This window comes from Streptomyces sp. NPDC104313 (assembly GCF_055583985.1).
The window spans coordinates 14,446-32,115 of sequence record NZ_JBVJMW010000020.1 but is presented as its reverse complement, the minus strand read 5'-3'; the positions used below and the strand labels follow the sequence as shown (position 1 = coordinate 32,115).

16 protein-coding genes are annotated in these 17,670 nt (G+C 71.1%); 8 read left to right on the top strand and 8 right to left on the bottom strand.

Annotated features, from left to right (window positions below):
* Positions 1-134: 134 nt before the first annotated feature.
* The 3 genes from tyrS to ACZ60Q_RS32355 form a co-directional block, all read right to left on the bottom strand.
* Positions 135-1,406, bottom strand: coding sequence for a tyrosine--tRNA ligase (gene tyrS, locus ACZ60Q_RS32365; RefSeq protein ID WP_469641129.1), 1,272 nt, complete (start codon positions 1,404-1,406; stop codon positions 135-137).
* Between the two features lie 64 nt (positions 1,407-1,470).
* The gene (locus ACZ60Q_RS32360) at positions 1,471-2,865 is read right to left on the bottom strand and encodes a metallopeptidase TldD-related protein (RefSeq protein WP_469641128.1); all 1,395 of its coding nucleotides are present in this window, start codon (positions 2,863-2,865) and stop codon (positions 1,471-1,473) included.
* Positions 2,862-4,433: a TldD/PmbA family protein gene (locus ACZ60Q_RS32355; protein ID WP_469641127.1), complete on the bottom strand. Its 1,572-nt coding sequence runs from the start codon at positions 4,431-4,433 to the stop codon at positions 2,862-2,864. Before ACZ60Q_RS32355 ends, ACZ60Q_RS32360 begins: the two co-directional genes overlap by 4 nt.
* Before the next feature lie 216 nt (positions 4,434-4,649).
* Here ACZ60Q_RS32355 and fabG point away from each other — a divergent pair, with 216 nt between their 5' ends.
* From fabG to ACZ60Q_RS32340, 3 genes are all read left to right on the top strand, one after another.
* Entirely contained in the window at positions 4,650-5,369 is a 720-nt protein-coding gene (fabG, locus tag ACZ60Q_RS32350; RefSeq protein ID WP_469641126.1) for a 3-oxoacyl-[acyl-carrier-protein] reductase, read from the top strand.
* 5 nt (positions 5,370-5,374) lie between these two features.
* Positions 5,375-6,142 (top strand): enoyl-ACP reductase FabI, encoded by a 768-nt coding sequence (gene fabI / locus ACZ60Q_RS32345; RefSeq protein WP_265602375.1) that lies wholly within the window; start codon positions 5,375-5,377, stop codon positions 6,140-6,142.
* Between the two features lie 187 nt (positions 6,143-6,329).
* Positions 6,330-6,701, top strand: a complete 372-nt coding sequence (locus tag ACZ60Q_RS32340; protein ID WP_469641125.1) for a hypothetical protein — start codon at positions 6,330-6,332, stop codon at positions 6,699-6,701.
* A gap of 34 nt (positions 6,702-6,735) precedes the next feature.
* Here ACZ60Q_RS32340 and ACZ60Q_RS32335 read toward each other — a convergent pair whose 3' ends face one another.
* Positions 6,736-7,410 carry a FadR/GntR family transcriptional regulator gene (locus ACZ60Q_RS32335; RefSeq protein WP_469641124.1) on the bottom strand — a complete coding sequence of 225 codons (675 nt, stop codon included), beginning with the start codon at positions 7,408-7,410 and terminating at the stop codon, positions 6,736-6,738.
* Positions 7,411-7,552: 142 nt separating this feature from the next.
* Between ACZ60Q_RS32335 and ACZ60Q_RS32330 the strand changes: the two genes are divergently transcribed.
* From ACZ60Q_RS32330 to ACZ60Q_RS32315, 4 genes are all read left to right on the top strand, one after another.
* Complete coding sequence (locus tag ACZ60Q_RS32330; protein WP_469641123.1) at positions 7,553-8,863, top strand: CynX/NimT family MFS transporter; 1,311 nt, start codon at positions 7,553-7,555, stop codon at positions 8,861-8,863.
* A 17-nt stretch (positions 8,864-8,880) separates the two neighbouring features.
* Positions 8,881-8,997, top strand: a complete 117-nt coding sequence (locus ACZ60Q_RS32325) for an SGM_5486 family transporter-associated protein (protein ID WP_007446146.1) — start codon at positions 8,881-8,883, stop codon at positions 8,995-8,997.
* 156 nt (positions 8,998-9,153) lie between these two features.
* Positions 9,154-9,363 carry a hypothetical protein gene (locus tag ACZ60Q_RS32320; RefSeq protein ID WP_050358255.1) on the top strand — a complete coding sequence of 70 codons (210 nt, stop codon included), beginning with the start codon at positions 9,154-9,156 and terminating at the stop codon, positions 9,361-9,363.
* Positions 9,364-9,455: 92 nt separating this feature from the next.
* The gene (locus tag ACZ60Q_RS32315) at positions 9,456-9,974 is read left to right on the top strand and encodes a SixA phosphatase family protein (protein ID WP_469641122.1); all 519 of its coding nucleotides are present in this window, start codon (positions 9,456-9,458) and stop codon (positions 9,972-9,974) included.
* A gap of 176 nt (positions 9,975-10,150) precedes the next feature.
* On the opposite strand, the gene serB is transcribed toward ACZ60Q_RS32315, so the two are convergent.
* The gene (gene serB, locus ACZ60Q_RS32310; protein ID WP_469641121.1) at positions 10,151-11,437 is read right to left on the bottom strand and encodes a phosphoserine phosphatase SerB; all 1,287 of its coding nucleotides are present in this window, start codon (positions 11,435-11,437) and stop codon (positions 10,151-10,153) included.
* Between the two features lie 410 nt (positions 11,438-11,847).
* On the opposite strand from serB, the gene ACZ60Q_RS32305 reads away from it, so the two are divergent.
* Complete coding sequence (locus ACZ60Q_RS32305) at positions 11,848-14,454, top strand: ABC transporter ATP-binding protein/permease (protein ID WP_469641120.1); 2,607 nt, start codon at positions 11,848-11,850, stop codon at positions 14,452-14,454.
* Positions 14,455-14,564: 110 nt separating this feature from the next.
* Here ACZ60Q_RS32305 and ACZ60Q_RS32300 read toward each other — a convergent pair whose 3' ends face one another.
* From ACZ60Q_RS32300 to ACZ60Q_RS32290, 3 genes are all read right to left on the bottom strand, one after another.
* Positions 14,565-15,329 (bottom strand): transglycosylase SLT domain-containing protein, encoded by a 765-nt coding sequence (locus ACZ60Q_RS32300; protein ID WP_469641119.1) that lies wholly within the window; start codon positions 15,327-15,329, stop codon positions 14,565-14,567.
* Positions 15,330-15,602: 273 nt separating this feature from the next.
* Positions 15,603-16,730 carry an S-adenosylmethionine:tRNA ribosyltransferase-isomerase gene (locus ACZ60Q_RS32295; RefSeq protein ID WP_469641207.1) on the bottom strand — a complete coding sequence of 376 codons (1,128 nt, stop codon included), beginning with the start codon at positions 16,728-16,730 and terminating at the stop codon, positions 15,603-15,605.
* A 143-nt stretch (positions 16,731-16,873) separates the two neighbouring features.
* Positions 16,874-17,599, bottom strand: coding sequence for an SDR family NAD(P)-dependent oxidoreductase (locus ACZ60Q_RS32290; RefSeq protein ID WP_469641118.1), 726 nt, complete (start codon positions 17,597-17,599; stop codon positions 16,874-16,876).
* Positions 17,600-17,670: the final 71 nt, after the last annotated feature.

Below are 17,670 nucleotides of genomic sequence, written 5' to 3'. Positions count from 1 at the left end.
GCGGGGGGGGGGGGGCCCCCCGCGGCCCCCCCCCCCCCCCCCCCCCCCCCCCCCGCGGGGGGGCGGCGGGCGGGGGGGGCGCGGCCCCGGGGGCGCCCGCCCCCCCCCCCCCCGCCACTGCGATGCGGGGGAGGTCAGCCGACCGGGCGGACCTCCACGGCCGCCAGGTTCTTCTTGCCCCGGCGCAGCACCAGCCAGCGCCCGTGCAGCAGCTCCCCGGCGGACGGTGCGACCTCGCCGTCGAGGACCTTCACGTTGTTCACGTAGGCGCCGCCCTCCTTGACCGTGCGGCGCGCACCCGACCTGCTGGGCGCCAGGCCGACCTCCACCAGCAGGTCCACCAGCGGACCCAGCTCGGCGACGGTGGCACCCGGCACCTCGGACAGGGCCGCGCCCAGTGTCGCCTCGTCCAGCTCGGCCAGGTCACCCTGCCCGAACAGCGCCTTCGACGCCGCGATGACCGCGGCGCACTGCGCACCGCCATGCACCAGCGTGGTCAGCTCCTCGGCCAGCGCACGCTGCGCGGAACGCGCCTGCGGCCGCTCCTCGGTCAGCTTCTCCAACTCCTCCAGCTCCTCACGGCTCCTGAAGCTGAGGATGCGCAGGTAGCGCGAGACGTCCCGGTCGTCCACGTTCAGCCAGAACTGGTAGAACGCGTACGGCGTCGTCATCTCCGCGTCGAGCCAGACGGCGCCGCTCTCGGACTTGCCGAACTTCGTCCCGTCCGCCTTCGTCATCAGCGGCGTCGCCAGCGCGTGCACGACCGCGCCCGGCTCCAGGCGGTGGATCAGGTCGATGCCCGCCGTGAGGTTGCCCCACTGGTCGCTGCCGCCCTGCTGAAGGGTGCAGCCGTGCCGGCGGTACAGCTCCAGGAAGTCCATGCCCTGGAGCAGCTGGTAGCTGAACTCCGTGTAGCTGATGCCTTCCTGCGACTCCAGCCGCCGGGCGACCGAGTCCTTGGTGAGCATCTTGTTGACCCGGAAGTGCTTGCCGATGTCCCGCAGGAACTCGATCGCGGACATGCCCGCGGTCCAGTCCAGGTTGTTGACCGTCGTCGCCGCGTTCTCGCCCTCGAAGGACAGGAACGGCTCGATCTGCGAGCGCAGCCGGGCCACCCAGGCGGCGATCGTCTCCGGGTCGTTCAGCGTGCGCTCGGCGGTGGGCCTCGGGTCACCGATCTGACCCGTCGCGCCCCCCACCAGGGCGAGCGGCCTCAGCCCGGCCTGCTGGAGCCGCCGCATGGTGAGCACCTGCACCAGGTGCCCCACATGCAGGCTGGCCGCGGTCGGGTCGAAGCCGCAATAGAAGGTGACGGGACCGTCCGCGAGAGCCTTGCGCAATGCGTCCTCGTCAGTGGACTGGGCGAACAGCCCGCGCCACTTCAGCTCGTCGACGATGTCCGTCACGGTTGCGGTGCTCCTTATGACTGGCAGAGATGCTGGTAGAGATGTACGGGTCAGTCTAGGCGGGTCACACCCCCGGGCTGACCGAGCTCATGTTGAAGTCCGGGACGCGCAGCGAGGGCATCGCGGCCCGGGTGAACCAGTCGCCCCACTCGCGCGGCAGCGTCCTTTCCGTACGCCCCGCCTCCGAGGCCCGCGACAGCAGGTCCACCGGCGACTCGTTGAACCGGAAGTTGTTCACCCCGCCGACCACCTCGCCGTCCTCGACCAGATAGACGCCGTCCCGGGTCAGCCCCGTCAGCAGCAGCGTCGCCGGGTCCACCTCGCGGATGTACCAGAGGCAGGTCAGCAGCAGCGCCCGCCCGGACGTCGCGGCCACCATCTCCTCCAGCGACCGCTCACCGCCGCCCTCCAGCAGCAGGTTGTCGATGCCCGGGGCCACCGGAAGCCCGGTCAGTTCCGCCGTGTGCCGGGTCGTCGTCAGCCGCTCCAGCCTCCCGTCCCGGACCCAGTCCGTCGGGGCCAGCGGCAGCCCGTTGTCGAAGACGGAACCGCTGTCGCCGGAGGAGTGGGCGATCACGAACGGCGCCGACTGAAGCCCCGGCGCGTGCGGATCGCTGCGCAGGGTGAGCGGCAGCGGGGAGAGCGTCTCGCCCAGCCGCGTTCCGCCGCCCGGCGTGGAGAACACCGTCCGGCCCTCCACAGCGTCCCGCGCGGTCGACGACCAGAGCTGGTAGATCAGCAGGTCCGCGACCGCGGCCGGCGGCAGCAGCGTCTCGTACCGGCCGGCGGGCAGCTCGATACGCCGCTTTGCCCAGCGCAGCCGCTGTGCCAGCTCCGCGTCCATCGCCGCCGGGTCGACGTCCTTGAAGTCACGGGTCGCCCGGCCCGCCCACGCGGAGCGCGTACGGTCCGGCGACTTCGCGTTCAGCTCCAGCGTCCCGTTCGGCTGGTCGTGGCGCAGCCGCAGCCCCGTCGACGTCCCCAGGTAGGTGGAGGTCAGCTCGTGGTGCGCGAAGCCGTACAGCTCGCGGCCCCCGGCCCGGGCGCGGGCGAAGGCGTCGCCGAGCGCCGGGGCGAAGTCGGCGAAGACCTCCGAGCCGGTCTCGGCGGGCGCGTCCGTGAAGTCGGGGGAGGCGGGCGCCCCGCTCACCAGCGGCTGCGCGTCCTCCGCCGGATCCGCGCTCCGTGCGGCGGCCTCGGCGGCCCGCACCAGCGGCTCCAGGTCGTCCGTGGTCACCGCGGACCGGGAGACGACGCCGGACGCCGTCCCCTTCGCCCCGCCCGCGGTCGCGATGACGGTCAGGGTCCGCCCCCGGGTCACCCCGTTCGTGGTGAGCGCGTTGCCCGCCCAGCGCAGGTTCGCGGAGGACTGCTCGTCGGCGATGACCACCAGACCGTCCGTGGTGGACAGCTCCAGGGCCTGCTCGACGATCTCGTACGGCTTGCTGACGCGGCTCATCGTCCGGCCTCCTGCGTCGTGTTGAGGATGTTGACGCCCCGGAAGAGGGCGGAGGGACAGCCGTGCGAGACCGCCGCGACCTGGCTCGGCTGGGCCTTGCCGCAGTTGAACGCGCCGCCCAGCACATACGTCTGGGGGCCGCCGACCTTCTCCATCGAGCCCCAGAAGTCCGTGGTCGTCGCCTGGTACGCCACATCGCGCAGCTGCCCGGCCAGCCGGCCGTTCTCGATGCGGAAGAACCGCTGCCCGGTGAACTGGAAGTTGTAGCGCTGCATGTCGATCGACCACGACCGGTCGCCGACCACGTAGATCCCGCGCTCCACCCCGCCGATCAGATCCTCCGTCGACAGCCCGCCCGGGTCCGGCTTGAGCGACACGTTCGCCATGCGCTGTACGGGGACATGGCCCGGCGAGTCCGCGTACGCGCAGCCGTTGGAGCGGCCGAGGCCCGTCAGCTTCGCGATGCGGCGGTCCAGCTGGTAGCCGACCAGCGTCCCGTCCTTCACCAGGTCCCACGACTGCGCCTCGACGCCCTCGTCGTCGTACCCGATCGTCGCGAGCCCGTGCTCGGCCGTGCGGTCACCGGTCACGTTCATCACGGGGGAGCCGTACACCAGCTTGCCCAGCTGGTCGAAGGTGGCGAACGAGGTCCCGGCGTACGCCGCCTCGTACCCCAGCGCCCGGTCCAGCTCGGTGGCGTGGCCGATCGACTCGTGGATGGTCAGCCACAGGTTCGACGGATCGACGACCAGGTCGTACGCCCCCGCCTCGACGCCCGGCGCGCGCAACTTCTCCGCGAGCAGCCCGGGGATCCGCTCCAGCTCGTCGTCCCAGTCCCAGCCGGTCCCGGTCAGGTATTCCCAGCCCCGGCCCGCCGGCGGCGCGATGGTCCGCATCGAGTCGAACTCACCACTCGTGCCGTCCACCGCGACAGCGGTGAACTGCGGGTGGATCCGCACCCGTTGCTGCGTGGTGACGGTGCCCGCCGTGTCCGCGTAGAACTTGTTCTCGTGCACGGCCATCAGGGACGCGTCCACATGCGCGACGCCCTCCGCGCCCAGCAGCCGCCCGCTCCACTCGGCGAGCAGTGCCACCTTCTCCTCGTCCGGTACGGAGAAGGGGTCGACGTCGTACGCCGAGACCCAGGTCCGCTCGCCGTGCACCGGCTCGTCCGCCAGCTCCACCCGCCCGCCCGTCTCCCGCCACCGCCCCTCAGCAAAAGTGCTGCGCGCACTTTCATCGGACCCGGCCGCCGCGGTCACCTTCGCCGACAGCTTGGCCATCGCGACGGCCTGCGAGGCCACCTTCGCGGCGGCGTCCATCGTCAGATCGACGCCCGAGGCGAACCCCCACGCGCCGCCGTGCACCACCCGCACCGCGTACCCGAGGTCCGTGCTGTCCGACGCCCCGGCCGGCCGGGCGTCCCGCAGCCGCCAGGAGGCGCTGCGCACCCGCTCCAGCCGGAAGTCGGCGTGGGTGGCGCCCAGCGCCCGCGCCCGTGCGAGCGCGGCGTCGGCCAGCGCGCGCGACGGCAGGGCCAGGAATGACTGATCTACCTCGTGGGGCACAGGGGGTTCCCTTCTCGATACACGACGGCAGTGAACCATGCCGGAGGGTGACCGCACCGGGGGATATGGAGGACGCGGGGGCCGACCACATATCCGCGTGGACTGTAGGAACCCAACAGCACCCCGGACAAGCCACTGTCAGGGCCCGATTCCTCGATCGGCGCACGGTACCGATAGGTTTTCGACGTACCAGACCGCCAAGGAAAGGGTGATCCGTTGAGCCGCTCGGTTCTCGTCACCGGAGGAAACCGGGGCATCGGCCTCGCCATCGCCCGCGCCTTCGCCGACAACGGCGACCAGGTCGCGATCACCTACCGTTCCGGAGAGCCGCCCGAGGTGCTCACCGAGGCAGGTGTCCTCGCGGTCCGCTGCGACATCACGGACGCCGAGCAGGTGGAGCAGGCCTACAAGGAGATCGAGGAGAAGCACGGTCCCGTGGAGGTGCTGGTCGCCAACGCCGGCATCACCAAGGACCAGCTGCTGATGCGGATGTCGGAGGAGGACTTCACCTCCGTCCTCGACACCAACCTCACGGGGACCTTCCGGGTCGTCAAGCGCGCCAACCGTGCCATGCTGCGCGCCAAGAAGGGCCGCGTCGTCCTCATCTCCTCCGTCGTCGGCCTCCTCGGCTCGGCCGGCCAGGCCAACTACGCCGCTTCCAAGGCCGGGCTCGTCGGCTTCGCCCGGTCGCTGGCCCGTGAGCTCGGTTCGCGGAACATCACCTTCAATGTCGTCGCCCCCGGTTTTGTCGACACCGACATGACCCAGGCGCTCACCGAGGAGCAGCGCAAGGGCATCGTGTCCCAGGTGCCGCTCGGTCGCTACGCGCAGCCCGAGGAGATCGCCGCCGCGGTGCGCTTCCTCGCCTCCGACGACGCGTCGTACATCACTGGAGCCGTCATTCCCGTTGACGGCGGATTGGGCATGGGTCACTGATCACCATGAGCGGAATTCTCGACGGCAAGCGCATCCTCATCACCGGGGTGCTGATGGAGTCGTCCATCGCGTTCCACGCCGCGAAGGTGGCCCAGGAGCAGGGGGCCGAGGTCATCCTGACGGCGTTCCCCCGCCCCACCCTGACCGAGCGCATCGCCAGGAAGCTGCCGAAGCCGGCCAAGGTCATCGAGCTCGACGTGACCAACCAGGAGCACCTGGACCGGCTGGCCGGTCTGGTGCGCGAGGAGCTCGGCTCCCTGGACGGCGTCGTCCACTCCATCGGCTTCGCTCCGCAGGACGCGCTCGGCGGCAACTTCCTCAACACGCCGTTCGAGTCCGTCGCCACCGCGATGCACGTCTCGGCGTTCTCCCTGAAGTCGCTGGCCATGGCCTGCAAGCCGCTGATGAGCGAGGGCGGCTCGATCGTCGGCCTCACCTTCGACGCCCAGTACGCCTGGCCGCAGTACGACTGGATGGGCCCGGCCAAGGCCGCGCTGGAGGCCACCTCCCGCTACCTCGCCCGTGACCTGGGCAAGGACGGGCTGCGCTGCAACCTGGTCTCCGCCGGACCGCTCCGCTCGATGGCCGCCAAGTCCATCCCGGGCTTCGAGGAGCTGGCCGACGTCTGGAACACCCGCGCTCCGCTGGCCTGGGACATGAACGACCCCGAGCCGGCCGGCCGCGGCATCGTCGCCCTGCTCTCCGACTTCTTCCCGCGCACCACGGGCGAGATCATCCACGTCGACAGCGGCGTGCACATGATGGGCGCCTGACCCGCGAACCACCCCGCCCCACGGCCCCGGCCGCGTACTCCCTCCCGGTTCTTCCGGAGGCGGTACGCGGCCGGGGGCCGTTCACGCTCCGTGGCTCCCCGCTGCCGCTCCGGTCGAAAAGTCGGCCGATCCACCGCAGAATAAGGAGGAACCGGACTTCTTGTCAGGCCCCGGGAGGGAGATCGCCGTGCGTCCCACGTGCCGTCGAACCCGTCTCCTCCTTGCCGCCCCGGTGGTCGTCGCCGCTCTCGCCGTACCCCTGGGAGTCCACGCCGCAAGCGGGGCCGACTCCGGTACGGAAGCGGAGCCCCCGAAGCCCGAACCGGCCGGCTCGGAGTGCCGTACGTCCGTCGAGGGCTCCCGGGTCGTCGCCTACTGCCACAACCCCTACCCCTCCACCGACCTGGTCCGGCTGCACACCGAATGCGACCGCTGGTGGGACGTCGACGCGGACGGCGCGGCGGTCGCGGTGGAGCCCGGCCGGACCGTACGTCTTGAGGACCGCTGCTGGAAAGAGATCGCCACGGCGTGGGTCAGCCACCGTCCCGCCCCCGTCTGAGCGGTGCCCTCGCCGCACATGGCCCGGGGCGCCGCTATACCCGGTCCGTCAGGCAGGTCAGCGCGTGGCTCGCCGCCTCGGCCGCCGCCGTCTCCGCGTCCCCGGCCCGGATCGCCTCGACCAGCCGGCCGTGGTCCATATGGTTCTCCGGCCGCAGCTCCGGGCCCACATCACCGCGCAGGTAGTCGCGCAGCAGATCCCCGAGGTCGGCGTAGAGCTCGGTCAGGACGTCGTTGTGCGAGGCCGCGACCACCGCCAGGTGCAACGTCGCGTCCGCCGCCACGAACGCCTCCGCGTCACCCGACGCCCAGGCCTCCTCGCGGCGCGCCATCAACGTGTCCAGCTGCCGCAGATCCCGCTCGGTGCGCCGGGCCGCCGCCAGCCGGGCCGCCGACGACTCCAGCGTCGAACGCAGCTCGGCGATATGACGCGGATCGGCGGCCGCGAACCTGCGGTGCATCACTCCGGCCAGCTCGCTCGTGGCGATCACATAGGTGCCGGAGCCCTGCCGAATGTCCAGCAGCCCGTTGTGCGCGAGGGCCCGCACGGCCTCACGAACGGTGTTACGGGCCACGCCCAGCTGCTCGACCAGCTCGGGCTCGGTCGGAATCCGCGAGCCGACCGGCCACTCGCCCGAGGTGATCTGATTCCTCAGCTGGGCGATCACCTGGTCGGCGAGTGCCGAACGCCGCGGAGACGTCAGCGCCATGATGCTCCTTGCTCGTGGGCCGGGCCCGAAGGGGCGCCGGGCCGAAGCGGGTGTCGGGTCCGGATTCTCCCAGGAAACCCCGGGGGATCGGGGGAGGGGACGGAGTGGACAATCAATCATCCCATGATTCTATGATGGCCCTATGTCGGACGACGAGACGCAGACCTCCACCCTGAACCGCGGCCCCGCCGCACGCACCTCCCACGAGCTTCGCGCCCAGCGGCTCCCCGGTGCGGGCGAGGCCCCCGCGCCCTGGCTGCTGCGCCTCATCGCCGTGGGACTCGTCCTCGCCGCACTGAACCTCCGCCCCGCCATCACCAGCCTCGGCGCCCTCCTCGAAGAGGTCCGCGAGGGCCTGCACATGAGCGGGAGCGTGGCCGGCGTCCTCACCTCCGTACCGCCGCTCTGCTTCGCGGTCTTCGGGATCATGGCGCCGCGCCTGGCCCGCCGCTTCGGGGCGGGTGCCGTGGTCTGCGCGGGTTTGGCGGCCATCGCGGCGGGCCTGGTCATCCGCCCGTACATCGGCACCACCGCCGGGTTCCTGGCCGCCAGCGCGCTGGCCCTGATGGGCATCGCCGTCAGCAACATCCTGATGCCGGTGATCGTCAAGCGCTGGTTCCCCGACCGCGTCGGCACCATGACCGGCCTCTACTCCATGGCCCTGGCCCTCGGCACCGCGCTGGCCGCCGCCGTCACCGTCCCCGTCACCGGGGCGCTGGGCGGTAACTGGCAGGCGGGTCTGGTCGTCTGGGCCGTGCCGGCCGCTCTCGCGCTGCTGCCCTGGATCGTCCTCGTACGCGACCGCACCCCGACCCCCGGCCGGCCGGCTTGTGCCCCGGCCGCTTCGGGGCAGGCCGTCGCGGAGGCGCCGGCCCTCCGGATCACCCGCAGCCGCACCGCGTGGGGCCTCGCCTGTTTCTTCGGGCTCCAGGCCACCGCCGCGTACATCACCATGGGCTGGATGCCGCAGATCTTCCGAGACGCCGGGGTCTCCTCCGGCACGGCCGGACTCCTGCTCGCGGTCACCATGGCGATGGGCGTCCCGCTCGCCTTCGTCATCCCCCGGGTCGCCTCCCGGCTCAAGCAGCAGGGCCCCATCGTCGTCGTCCTCGGCCTGTGCGGCCTGATCGGCTACGCCGGGCTCTATCTCGCCCCCGCCGCCGGAGCCTGGGCCTGGGCCCTGCTCCTCGGGGTGGCCAACTGTGCCTTCCCCCTCGCTCTCACCATGATCGGCATGCGGGCCCGGTCCGGCGCGGGCGTGGTCCGGCTCTCCGCGTTCGCCCAGTCCACCGGCTATCTGCTCTCGATCCCCGGTCCGCTGCTCGTCGGCGTGCTCTACCAGCACAGCGGCGGCTGGGGGCTGCCGATCGCGCTGATGGCGAGCCTCTTGATTCCCCAGATGATCGCCGGAATCCTCGCAGGCCGGGACCGGACCATCGAGGACGAATGCTGAGATGCGACACTGACCTCATGCCAGTGCTCGATCCGAATCCCCAGAACGGCCAGAAGAAGCTTCTCCTCGTTTTCGGGGCGATGCTCCTCATCACCGTCGTCATCGGTGTGATCGCCACGATCGCCTCGCCCTGACGCCCCAGGACCCTGGAAACCCCCAGGGGTGGGGCTAGCACCCCCTTCCCCTAGGGGGCCAGGTTCAGGGTGAAGTGGGTGGGTCACCGGATGGGGCCGACCGCCTCCGATCCGTAGGTTCTTCGGTAACAACCCGATGACTTGACGGAGGCGGACATGCCGACACCGACGCACACCAGGTCCCACCGACCGGCGGCGGACGGTGTCGAGATCCGGCTGCCCTGGTGGGCCGTCGCCCTGCCCGCCGTGGCGTTCGCCGCTCTGCTGCTGATGATCCTCAGCCCCGGACAGGCCCAGGCCGCCACCACCGGGGACCCCGCGCTCGGACAGCTGATCGAGCGGACGCTCCAGCTGCTGTCCCGTTGAGGCGAAGCAGCCCCGGACCAGCGCGCCAACTCCCCGGACGGGCACGTCAACCCCCTGCGCCAGAGGCCGCTTTTCATGCGAAGCTGAGGTGTATGAGCGTCGAGACACCTCGCAGGATCGTCCTTCTCCGGCATGCCAAGGCGGAATGGTCACAGGCTTCCGATCATGAGCGCCCGCTGGCCGAGCGCGGCCGCAAGGACGCGCCCGTGGCCGGCCGCAGGCTCGCCGATTCCGGCATCGATTTCGATCTGGCCCTCTGCTCCAGTGCCGCCAGGACGCGGGAGACCTGGAAGCTGGCGGTGCATGAATTCTCCCAGCGCCCCCGGACCGTCTACGAGGAGAGGCTGTACGAGGCCTCCCTCGGCGAACTGATCGCCCTGTTCAACGAGACCCCGGACGAGGTGCGCAACCTCCTGGTCATCGGCCACAACCCCGGGATGCACGGGGCCGCCGACGCCCTCTCGGGATCGGCGGAGGGCGACACCCTGGCCCGGATGACCCGGGACGGCTTCCCCACCGCCGCCTACGCCGCGGTCGAGTTCCCCGGCTCCTGGAAGAGCGTGGAGCACGGGGCCGGCAGGCTCACCGAGTACTGGACGCCGAACGACTGAGCGCCCTACCGGACGACGGACGTCCGAGCGCCCGGTAGCGCTGAACATGTGAACGCGCAGGGCACCGGCACAGATCTCGCGGATCTCGTGCCGGTGCCCTGCTGCGTACGACCGCGTACGACTGTGTGCGACCACGTGTGACCGCGTACGACTCCGAAGCCGGCGGCCCGGGGCGGTCAGTCGACGAGACCGTCCGCCGCCTCGACCTCTTCACGGGTGATGCCGAGCAGATAGAGCACGGTGTCCAGGAACGGCACGTTCACCGCGGTGTGCGCCGCCTCACGGACCATCGGCTTCGCGTTGAACGCGACGCCGAGCCCGGCGGTGTTCAGCATGTCGAGATCGTTCGCCCCGTCCCCGATCGCCACCGTCTGGGCCAGCGGCACCCCCGCCTGTTCGGCGAAGCTCCGCAGCAGCCGGGCCTTGCCCGCCCGGTCCACCACCTCGCCGACGACCCGGCCGGTGAACTTGCCGTCCACCACCTCCAGGGTGTTGGCCGAGGCGAAGTCGAGGCCGAGCCGTTCCTTCAGGTCGTCCGTGACCTGGGTGAAGCCGCCGGAGACGACGCCGACCTGGTAGCCGAGCCGCTTCAGCGTACGGATCAGGGTGCGGGCGCCGGGGGTGAGCCGTACCTCGGTGCGGACCTTGTCCACCACCGAGACGTCCAGACCGGCCAGCAGTGCGACCCGGGCGTGCAGCGACTGCTCGAAGTCCAGCTCGCCGCGCATCGCCTGCTCGGTCACCTGGGCGACCTGCTCCTCGCAGCCCGCGTGCGCCGCGAAGAGCTCGATCACCTCGTCCTGGATCAGCGTGGAGTCGACGTCCATGACCACCAGCCGCTGGGCCCGGCGGCTCAGCCCGGCCGAGACCACCGCGACGTCCACGCCGATCTCCGCGGCCTCGGTGGCCAGCGCGGTCCGCAACTCCGCGGTCCCGGTCCCCGAGACCGCGAACTCGACGGCGGTGACCGGGTACTTCGCCAGCCGGAAGATACGGTCGATGTTCCCGCCGGTCGAGGTGATGGTGGCCGCTATGGCGGCGGTCGACTCCGCGGTCAGGGGGTGTCCCAGCACCGTCACATGGGAACGGCCGTCACCGCGGGGGCGGTTGTCGCCGATGCCGGAGATGATCTCGGCCTGCAGTGTCAGGGAGTCGGCCCAGCTGTGCACGGTCGCCCGCAGATCGCCCTCGGTGGTCCCGCCCGCGGTGGGCGAGGTGACCAGAGCGCACAGCACGATGCGTCCCCGGGTGACGACCTGCTCGATGTCCACGACGTCGACCGCGTACGCGGCGAGGGTGTCGAAGAGTCCGGCGGTGATGCCGGGGCGGTCCTTGCCGAAGATCTTGACGAGAAGCGTGGGTGCGTCGCTGCCCGGAGGGGCCCCGTCGCCGGGGCCGCCGACCCGACGGGACTCAGGGGGCTCAGAAGACGGGAGGGGCTGAGGTGGCTGAGATGCGCTCATGGTGCTCCCACCGTATCGGTCCCGCCGTCTTCTCCGGCCGCTCGTCCCGAGTGCCGGACGGGAATGCGCCCCGGCGACGTCCGCTGCGCCGAGAGGCGGTCTCCGCGGCCTCGACCCGGGGCGCGGGACGTCGAGGATCTGGCCGGTACGGGTCTTGCGCTCGGAGATGTCGGATGTCTTGTATTCGCCGTTATGCAGTCGATGAACCTGCTCTGGGCGGTAAGCGGGTCTTCATCCTCGCTTCGTCCGTTCCATGGTTGTTTCACCTCTCGGTATCGGGGTGTTCGCGCAGGTCTCCGCGCGCTCTTCACCCGCCCGACTTTCGTATCGGGGACTCGTCCTGGAATAGTTCCCCACGATGTTCAGCATCCCTAGACTCCCTGCGACGGGGGCAACACGGGGGACAACTAGTGGGGCGCGGAGTGCCGGAACTCGTACTGGAATTGAATGGCAACACCTGGGCGCTCGATCCGTCCAGGTCGTACACCCTTGGACGTGATCCGCAGGGCGACCTCGCGATCGACGATGCCAGGGTTTCGTGGCGGCATGCCACGATCAGTTGGAGCGGCCGTAGTTGGTGTATCGAGGACCACGGCAGCACCAACGGCACCTATGCGCAGGGTCAGCGGATCCAGCAGGTGGAGATCGGCCCCGGCTCGGTGCTGCACCTGGGCAACGCCACCGACGGGCCCCGGGTGAGCCTCAGCCCCGCCGCGGCCGCCGGTGTCGCCGGTGGGCCCGCGGCCGGTGCTCAGCAGGCACCCGTGCAGCAGCCCCATCACCAGCCCCAGGGTGGCGGCGCGGGCCGGCACGGACACCAGGCGCCCGCGCATCAGGCTCCTGCCCAGCACCAGGCGCCCGCGCATCAGGCTCCTGCCCAGCACCAGGCCTGGCAGCAGCAGGCGCCGCAGCAGCCTTCGCACCAGAAGGTGCCGCACCAGCAGAGTCCCGGGCATCCGGCCGGACCGGGACAGGGCGGTGCCGCGGGGGCGTCGCCCCTGTACGGCGACCGCAGCCCGACCACGTTCCACCAGCTGGCCCTCGGCCGGGTCATGCGCATCGGTCGTGCGCTGGAGAACGAGCTGGTCGTCTCCGACCTCCAGGTCTCCCGCCACCACGCCGAGTTCCACGCGACGCCCGACGGCCGCTTCGAGATCCGCGACCTCGGCTCGCACAACGGCACGTACGTCAACGGTCTGCCGCTCCACAAGTCCGGCTCCGCGCTCATCGGTGCCAACGACATCGTCGGCGTCGGCCACTCGACGTTCCGGCTGGTCGGGGACCGGCTGGAAGAGTTCGTCGACACCGGTGAGATCTCCTTCTCCGCCCGCCACCTCACGGTGACGGTCGACGGCGGGAAGCAGATCCTCAAGGACGTCTCCTTCGGTGTCCCCGAGAAGTCGCTGATCGCTGTCATCGGTCCGTCCGGTTCCGGAAAGTCCACCCTGCTCAAGGCGCTCACCGGCTACCGGCCCGCGAACCAGGGTGACGTCCTCTACGACAACCGAAACCTGTACAAGCAGTTCGCCGAGCTGCGCCAGCGCATCGGCCTGGTCCCGCAGGACGACATCCTGCACAAGGAACTGACCGTCACCAAGGCCCTCAAGTACGCGGCCAAGCTCCGCTTTCCTGCGGACACCACCGAGGCCGAGCGCCAGTCCCGGATCACCGAGGTCCTCGCCGAGCTCAAGCTCGACATCCACAAGGACAAGAAGATCACGTCGCTCTCCGGCGGCCAGCGCAAGCGCGTCTCGGTCGCCCTGGAGCTGCTCACCAAGCCCTCGCTGATCTTCCTGGACGAGCCGACCTCCGGCCTCGACCCGGGCATGGACCGCGATGTCATGCAGCTGTTGCGGGGCCTCGCCGACGACGGCCGCACCGTGCTCGTGGTCACGCACTCGGTGGCCGAGCTGGCGATCTGCGACAAGCTCCTCGTGATGGCCCCCGGCGGTTCGGTCGCCTACTTCGGTCCGCCGGAGGAAGCGCTGAACTTCTTCGGCTACACCAGCTGGGCCGACGTCTTCTCCGCCTTCGAGAACTACCGCGACTACGACTGGGCGGGACGCTGGCGCGGTTCGCAGCACTACCAGATGTACGCCGCCGACATCGACGCGGTCGCGGCCCAGCCGGTCAGCATGCCGCCCCCGCAGCAGATGCGCCCGCCGAAGCCGCAGGGCTGGACGGCGCAGCTGTGGACACTGATCCGGAGATACGCCTCCGTCATCGCGTCCGACAAGGGCTTCATGGGCCTGATGCTGATCCTGCCCGCCGTGCTGGGCGTGGTCAGTGTGGTCATCCCGGCGGAGTTCGGTCTCGCGGAGCCCGACCCGCCGTCCCGGTTCAACGCCAAGGCCGGAACGATCATGATGATCCTCGCGGTCGGCATGTGCTTCTCCGGCGCCGCCAATTCCGTACGAGAGCTGATCAAGGAACGGGTCATCTACGAACGGGAGCGGGCCACCGGCCTGTCCCGCTCCGCGTACCTGATGTCCAAGGTGATCGTCCTCGGCGTGATCACCGCCTTCCAGGGGGTGATCATCTGCGGCATCGGCTTCGCCACTCGCGATCTGCCCGCGGAGGGCCTGATCATGTCCCCGGCCGTCGAGATCTGCGTCTCGATCATCGCGCTGGGCTTCACCTCGATGATGTTCGGCCTGGTCATCTCCTCGCTGGTGAAGACCTCCGAGAAGACCATGCCGCTGCTGGTCATGTTCGCGATCATCCAGATCGTCTTCACCGGCGTGCTGTTCCAGGTGTACGGGTCGCCCGGCCTGGAGCAGTTCGGCTGGCTGATGCCGTCGCGCTGGGCGATGGCCGCGGCCGGCGCCACGCTGGACCTGGCGCACCTGATGCCGCCGTGGGACCCGAAGAACCCCACCGACCTCGACCCGCTGTGGGAGCACACCGCGAGCCAGTGGGGCGTCAACATCGCCGTGCTGCTCGCGCTCGGCGTGATCTGCGGGATTGTGGTCGCGCGCCTGCTGCGGCGCCACGAGCCCGAGGTCATGCGCAAGTAGCGCGACGGATCAGGCGCGGGCGGCACGGCCGGGAAAACGGAACGACGCCGGAGGGCGGCACCCCGCGGGGTGCCGCCCTCCGGCGTTCGTCGTGCCCGATATCAGGCGGCTCAGTAGGCGCTGTCGACGTTGTCCATGGTGCCGTAGCGGTCGGCCGCGTAGTTGCAGGCGGCGACGATGTTGGCGACCGGGTCGTACAGGTCCTTCTTGGTGCCCGCCACGTGGTAGCGGTCGAAGGTCGGCTGGATCACCTGGAGCAGGCCCTTGGACGGGATGCCGTTCCGGGCGTTGATGTCCCAGTTGTTGATGGCCCAGCGGTTACCGCTGGACTCCCGGATGATGTTGCGGTGGATCCCCTCGTACGAGCCGGGGATGCCTTCCTTCTTCATGATCGCCCTGGCCTCGCGGATCCAGCCGTCCAGGTTGTCGGCGTAGACGGGCTTGCGCGGGGTGGAGCGGTTCGCGGCCTCGGTGCCGCGCTTCTTCGCGTCCGCCTCGGCCTTGGCGGCCTTGTCCTTCGCGTCGGCGGCCTTGGCCTTGGCCTTCGCCTCGGACGCGGCCTTCGCCTTCGCGTCGGCGGCCTTGGTCTCGGCGGCGGCCTTCGCCTTGGCGGCGTCGGCGGCCTTCACCAGCTGCTCAGCGGTGGAGTGCTGCTCCAGCATGCTGTTCTGCACGGTTTTGGCCTGGGCGGAGCCTGCGGCGAAAGCCACGGGCGCGGCGGCTGCCGCCGCCTGCGGGGCGATCTCGGCCTCGGCGTCCGACGGGACCAGCGAGAAGGTCAGGGCGGCGACGCCGAGGGCCGACACACCGGCCACGGAGATCTTCTGGACCTTGTTCAGACGACGGACACGGCTGGGTATGCGATTCGCAGACATGTAGGGCTACCTCTTCGAATGCTCAGGTGTCCTCACCGGAGGACGAGACCGGAGGCGGTGATGCGCACCTCCGTTGGGGACGAGAGCAATTCTTAGCGGCAGCAAAATCATGTGGCAAAGGTGTGACGTACGAAGCTGAGTAGTGGAACGGGGTCCCGTTCGTCCGATTTGACCCCCACCTATCCCTGCTTAAATCGCCCTTATCTGCCCACTAGGTGTGTTCGTAAGTGACATAGGCCCTATGCCTGGGCTCACATCGGCGACACCCCGGTCTCACCATTCGTTGCTGGAGCAATTCGGAGCGTTACGTTCCTCCTCCGGCAGGATGAGGTGGACGTCCCCGAACTCGTGCCAGAGGTACCGCTCCCGCACCGCCGCCTCGTACCCACGGCGCAGCGCCTCGCGCCCCGCCACCGCCTCCAGCATCAGCAGATGCGAGGCCTCCGGCTCGTGCAGCCCGGTCAGCAGCCCGTCCACCACCCGCACGCCACGCCGCGGCGTCACCACCAGATCCGTCCACCCCTCGGCCGGCCGGACCACCCCGTCCTCCCCCGCCGCCGACTCCAGCGCCCGCACGGCCGTCGTCCCCACCGCGATCACCCGCCCGCCCGCCGCACGGTCCTCACCTCGCGCCGTCCGCACCGCGTTCACCAGCCACGCCGTGGCCGCCGGTACCGCGAACCGTTCCGGATACGGCGGCTCGTGCGCCTCCGCCGAAGCCACCCCCGTATGCAGCGACAACGGAGCGAACAGCACCCCCCGGCGCACCAGGTCCGCCACCAGCGCGGCCGTGAAGGGGCGCGCGGCACTCGGCATCTCCGCCGAACCGCTCCCGTCCGGAGAGGGTGTCGCGAACACCGTCCGATACGCCGACAGCGGCTGATCCCGCTCCGTGTACCCGTACCGGATCGGCCGCCCGTACCGCCGCAACAGCTCCGGAACCGGCTCCGGCGCCCGCGCCCACCACAGCCGGGCCCCCGCCACCGGCCCCAGCGGTTCCTCCAGCACCAGGGCCCGCCCGCCCGGCAGCCGCACCACCGCCCCCGCGGGGCCGCCCGGGCGCGGCCCCGTGACCCCCGCCCCGCCCGGGGACCGCAGCTCCACTGCCCACCGCCCGTCCGCACCCCGCGTCGAGAAGTGCACGACGACCCGCTCACCGCCCACCCGCCCGTTCACGGCGGCGGGCAGCGTCATGGACGTGTTCACCACCAGCACGTCCCCGGCCCGCAGCTGCCCGGCCAGTTCCCGGAACGCGTGGTGCGACACCGCGCACCCCCGTGAGACGAGCAGACGTACGTCGTCACGCCCCGCCCCCCGCTGTTCGGCCGGTACCCGGGCCGACAGGGCGGCCGGCACCCGCCACGCCACCGGCGCCCCCGGCCCGCCGCCCCCGTCCCGCAGCCGAGCGACCGCGCCGGTCCGGCCCGCGTCCCCTCCCCTGAACCCCGCGGGCCCCGACGCGGCGGCCCGCGCGCCGCCCGTGTCCACCTCGTCCGGGCTCGGCGCATCGGCCCCGATCCCTTCCCGGCACCGCTCCCGCGCGGTCACCGCGGGCCCCCGCCCCGCTCCGCCGGACCATCGAGCAGCGCCGGGGCGGCGAACCGCCCGCCGGCCGGTCGCTCCCGCACCAGCCGCAGGAACGCGGGCACCACGCTCTCCGGCGTCGGCCGCACCTCGTCCGCCTCCTCCGGCACCGCCGCGGCGTACAGGTCCGTCGCCATGTCACCCGGGTCGACGGCCCACACCCGAAGCCCCGGCTCCTCCACGCCCAGCACCGCCGCCAACTGGTCCAACGCCGCCTTCGACGCCCCGTAACCGCCCCACGTCGGGTACGGCTCCGCCGCCGCGTCCGAACTGATCACCACCACCGCCCCCGCCTCCGAGGCACGTAGCGCCGGCAACGCCGCCTGCACGAGACCGAGCGCCGCCACCACATTTGTCTCCAGCGCCCGCCGCAGCCCCTCCAGCGGCAGCGCGTCCAGCCGGACCAGCGGTTCCGCGCCCAGCACGCTCGCGTTGCTGACCAACAGGTCGAGACCGCCCAGCGACCCGGCGGCCGCCACCAGATCCGCCCGGTGCGCCGCGTCCGTGACGTCCCCCGGCACCGCCACCACCCGAGTCCCGAACCGCCCCCGCAGCTCCCGCGCCGTTTCCTCCAGCACCCCGGCGGTCCGGGCGTCCAATACCAGGTCCCACCCCTGCCCGGCCAGCGCCCCCGCCAGAGCGCGCCCCAGCCCCTTCGAACCACCCGTGATCATCGCGACCGGCATGGTGACCGTCTCCTTCGTACTCTCGGATTCCGCCGGGACATCCCGGCGAACCCACCGTAGGAAGCCCCGGT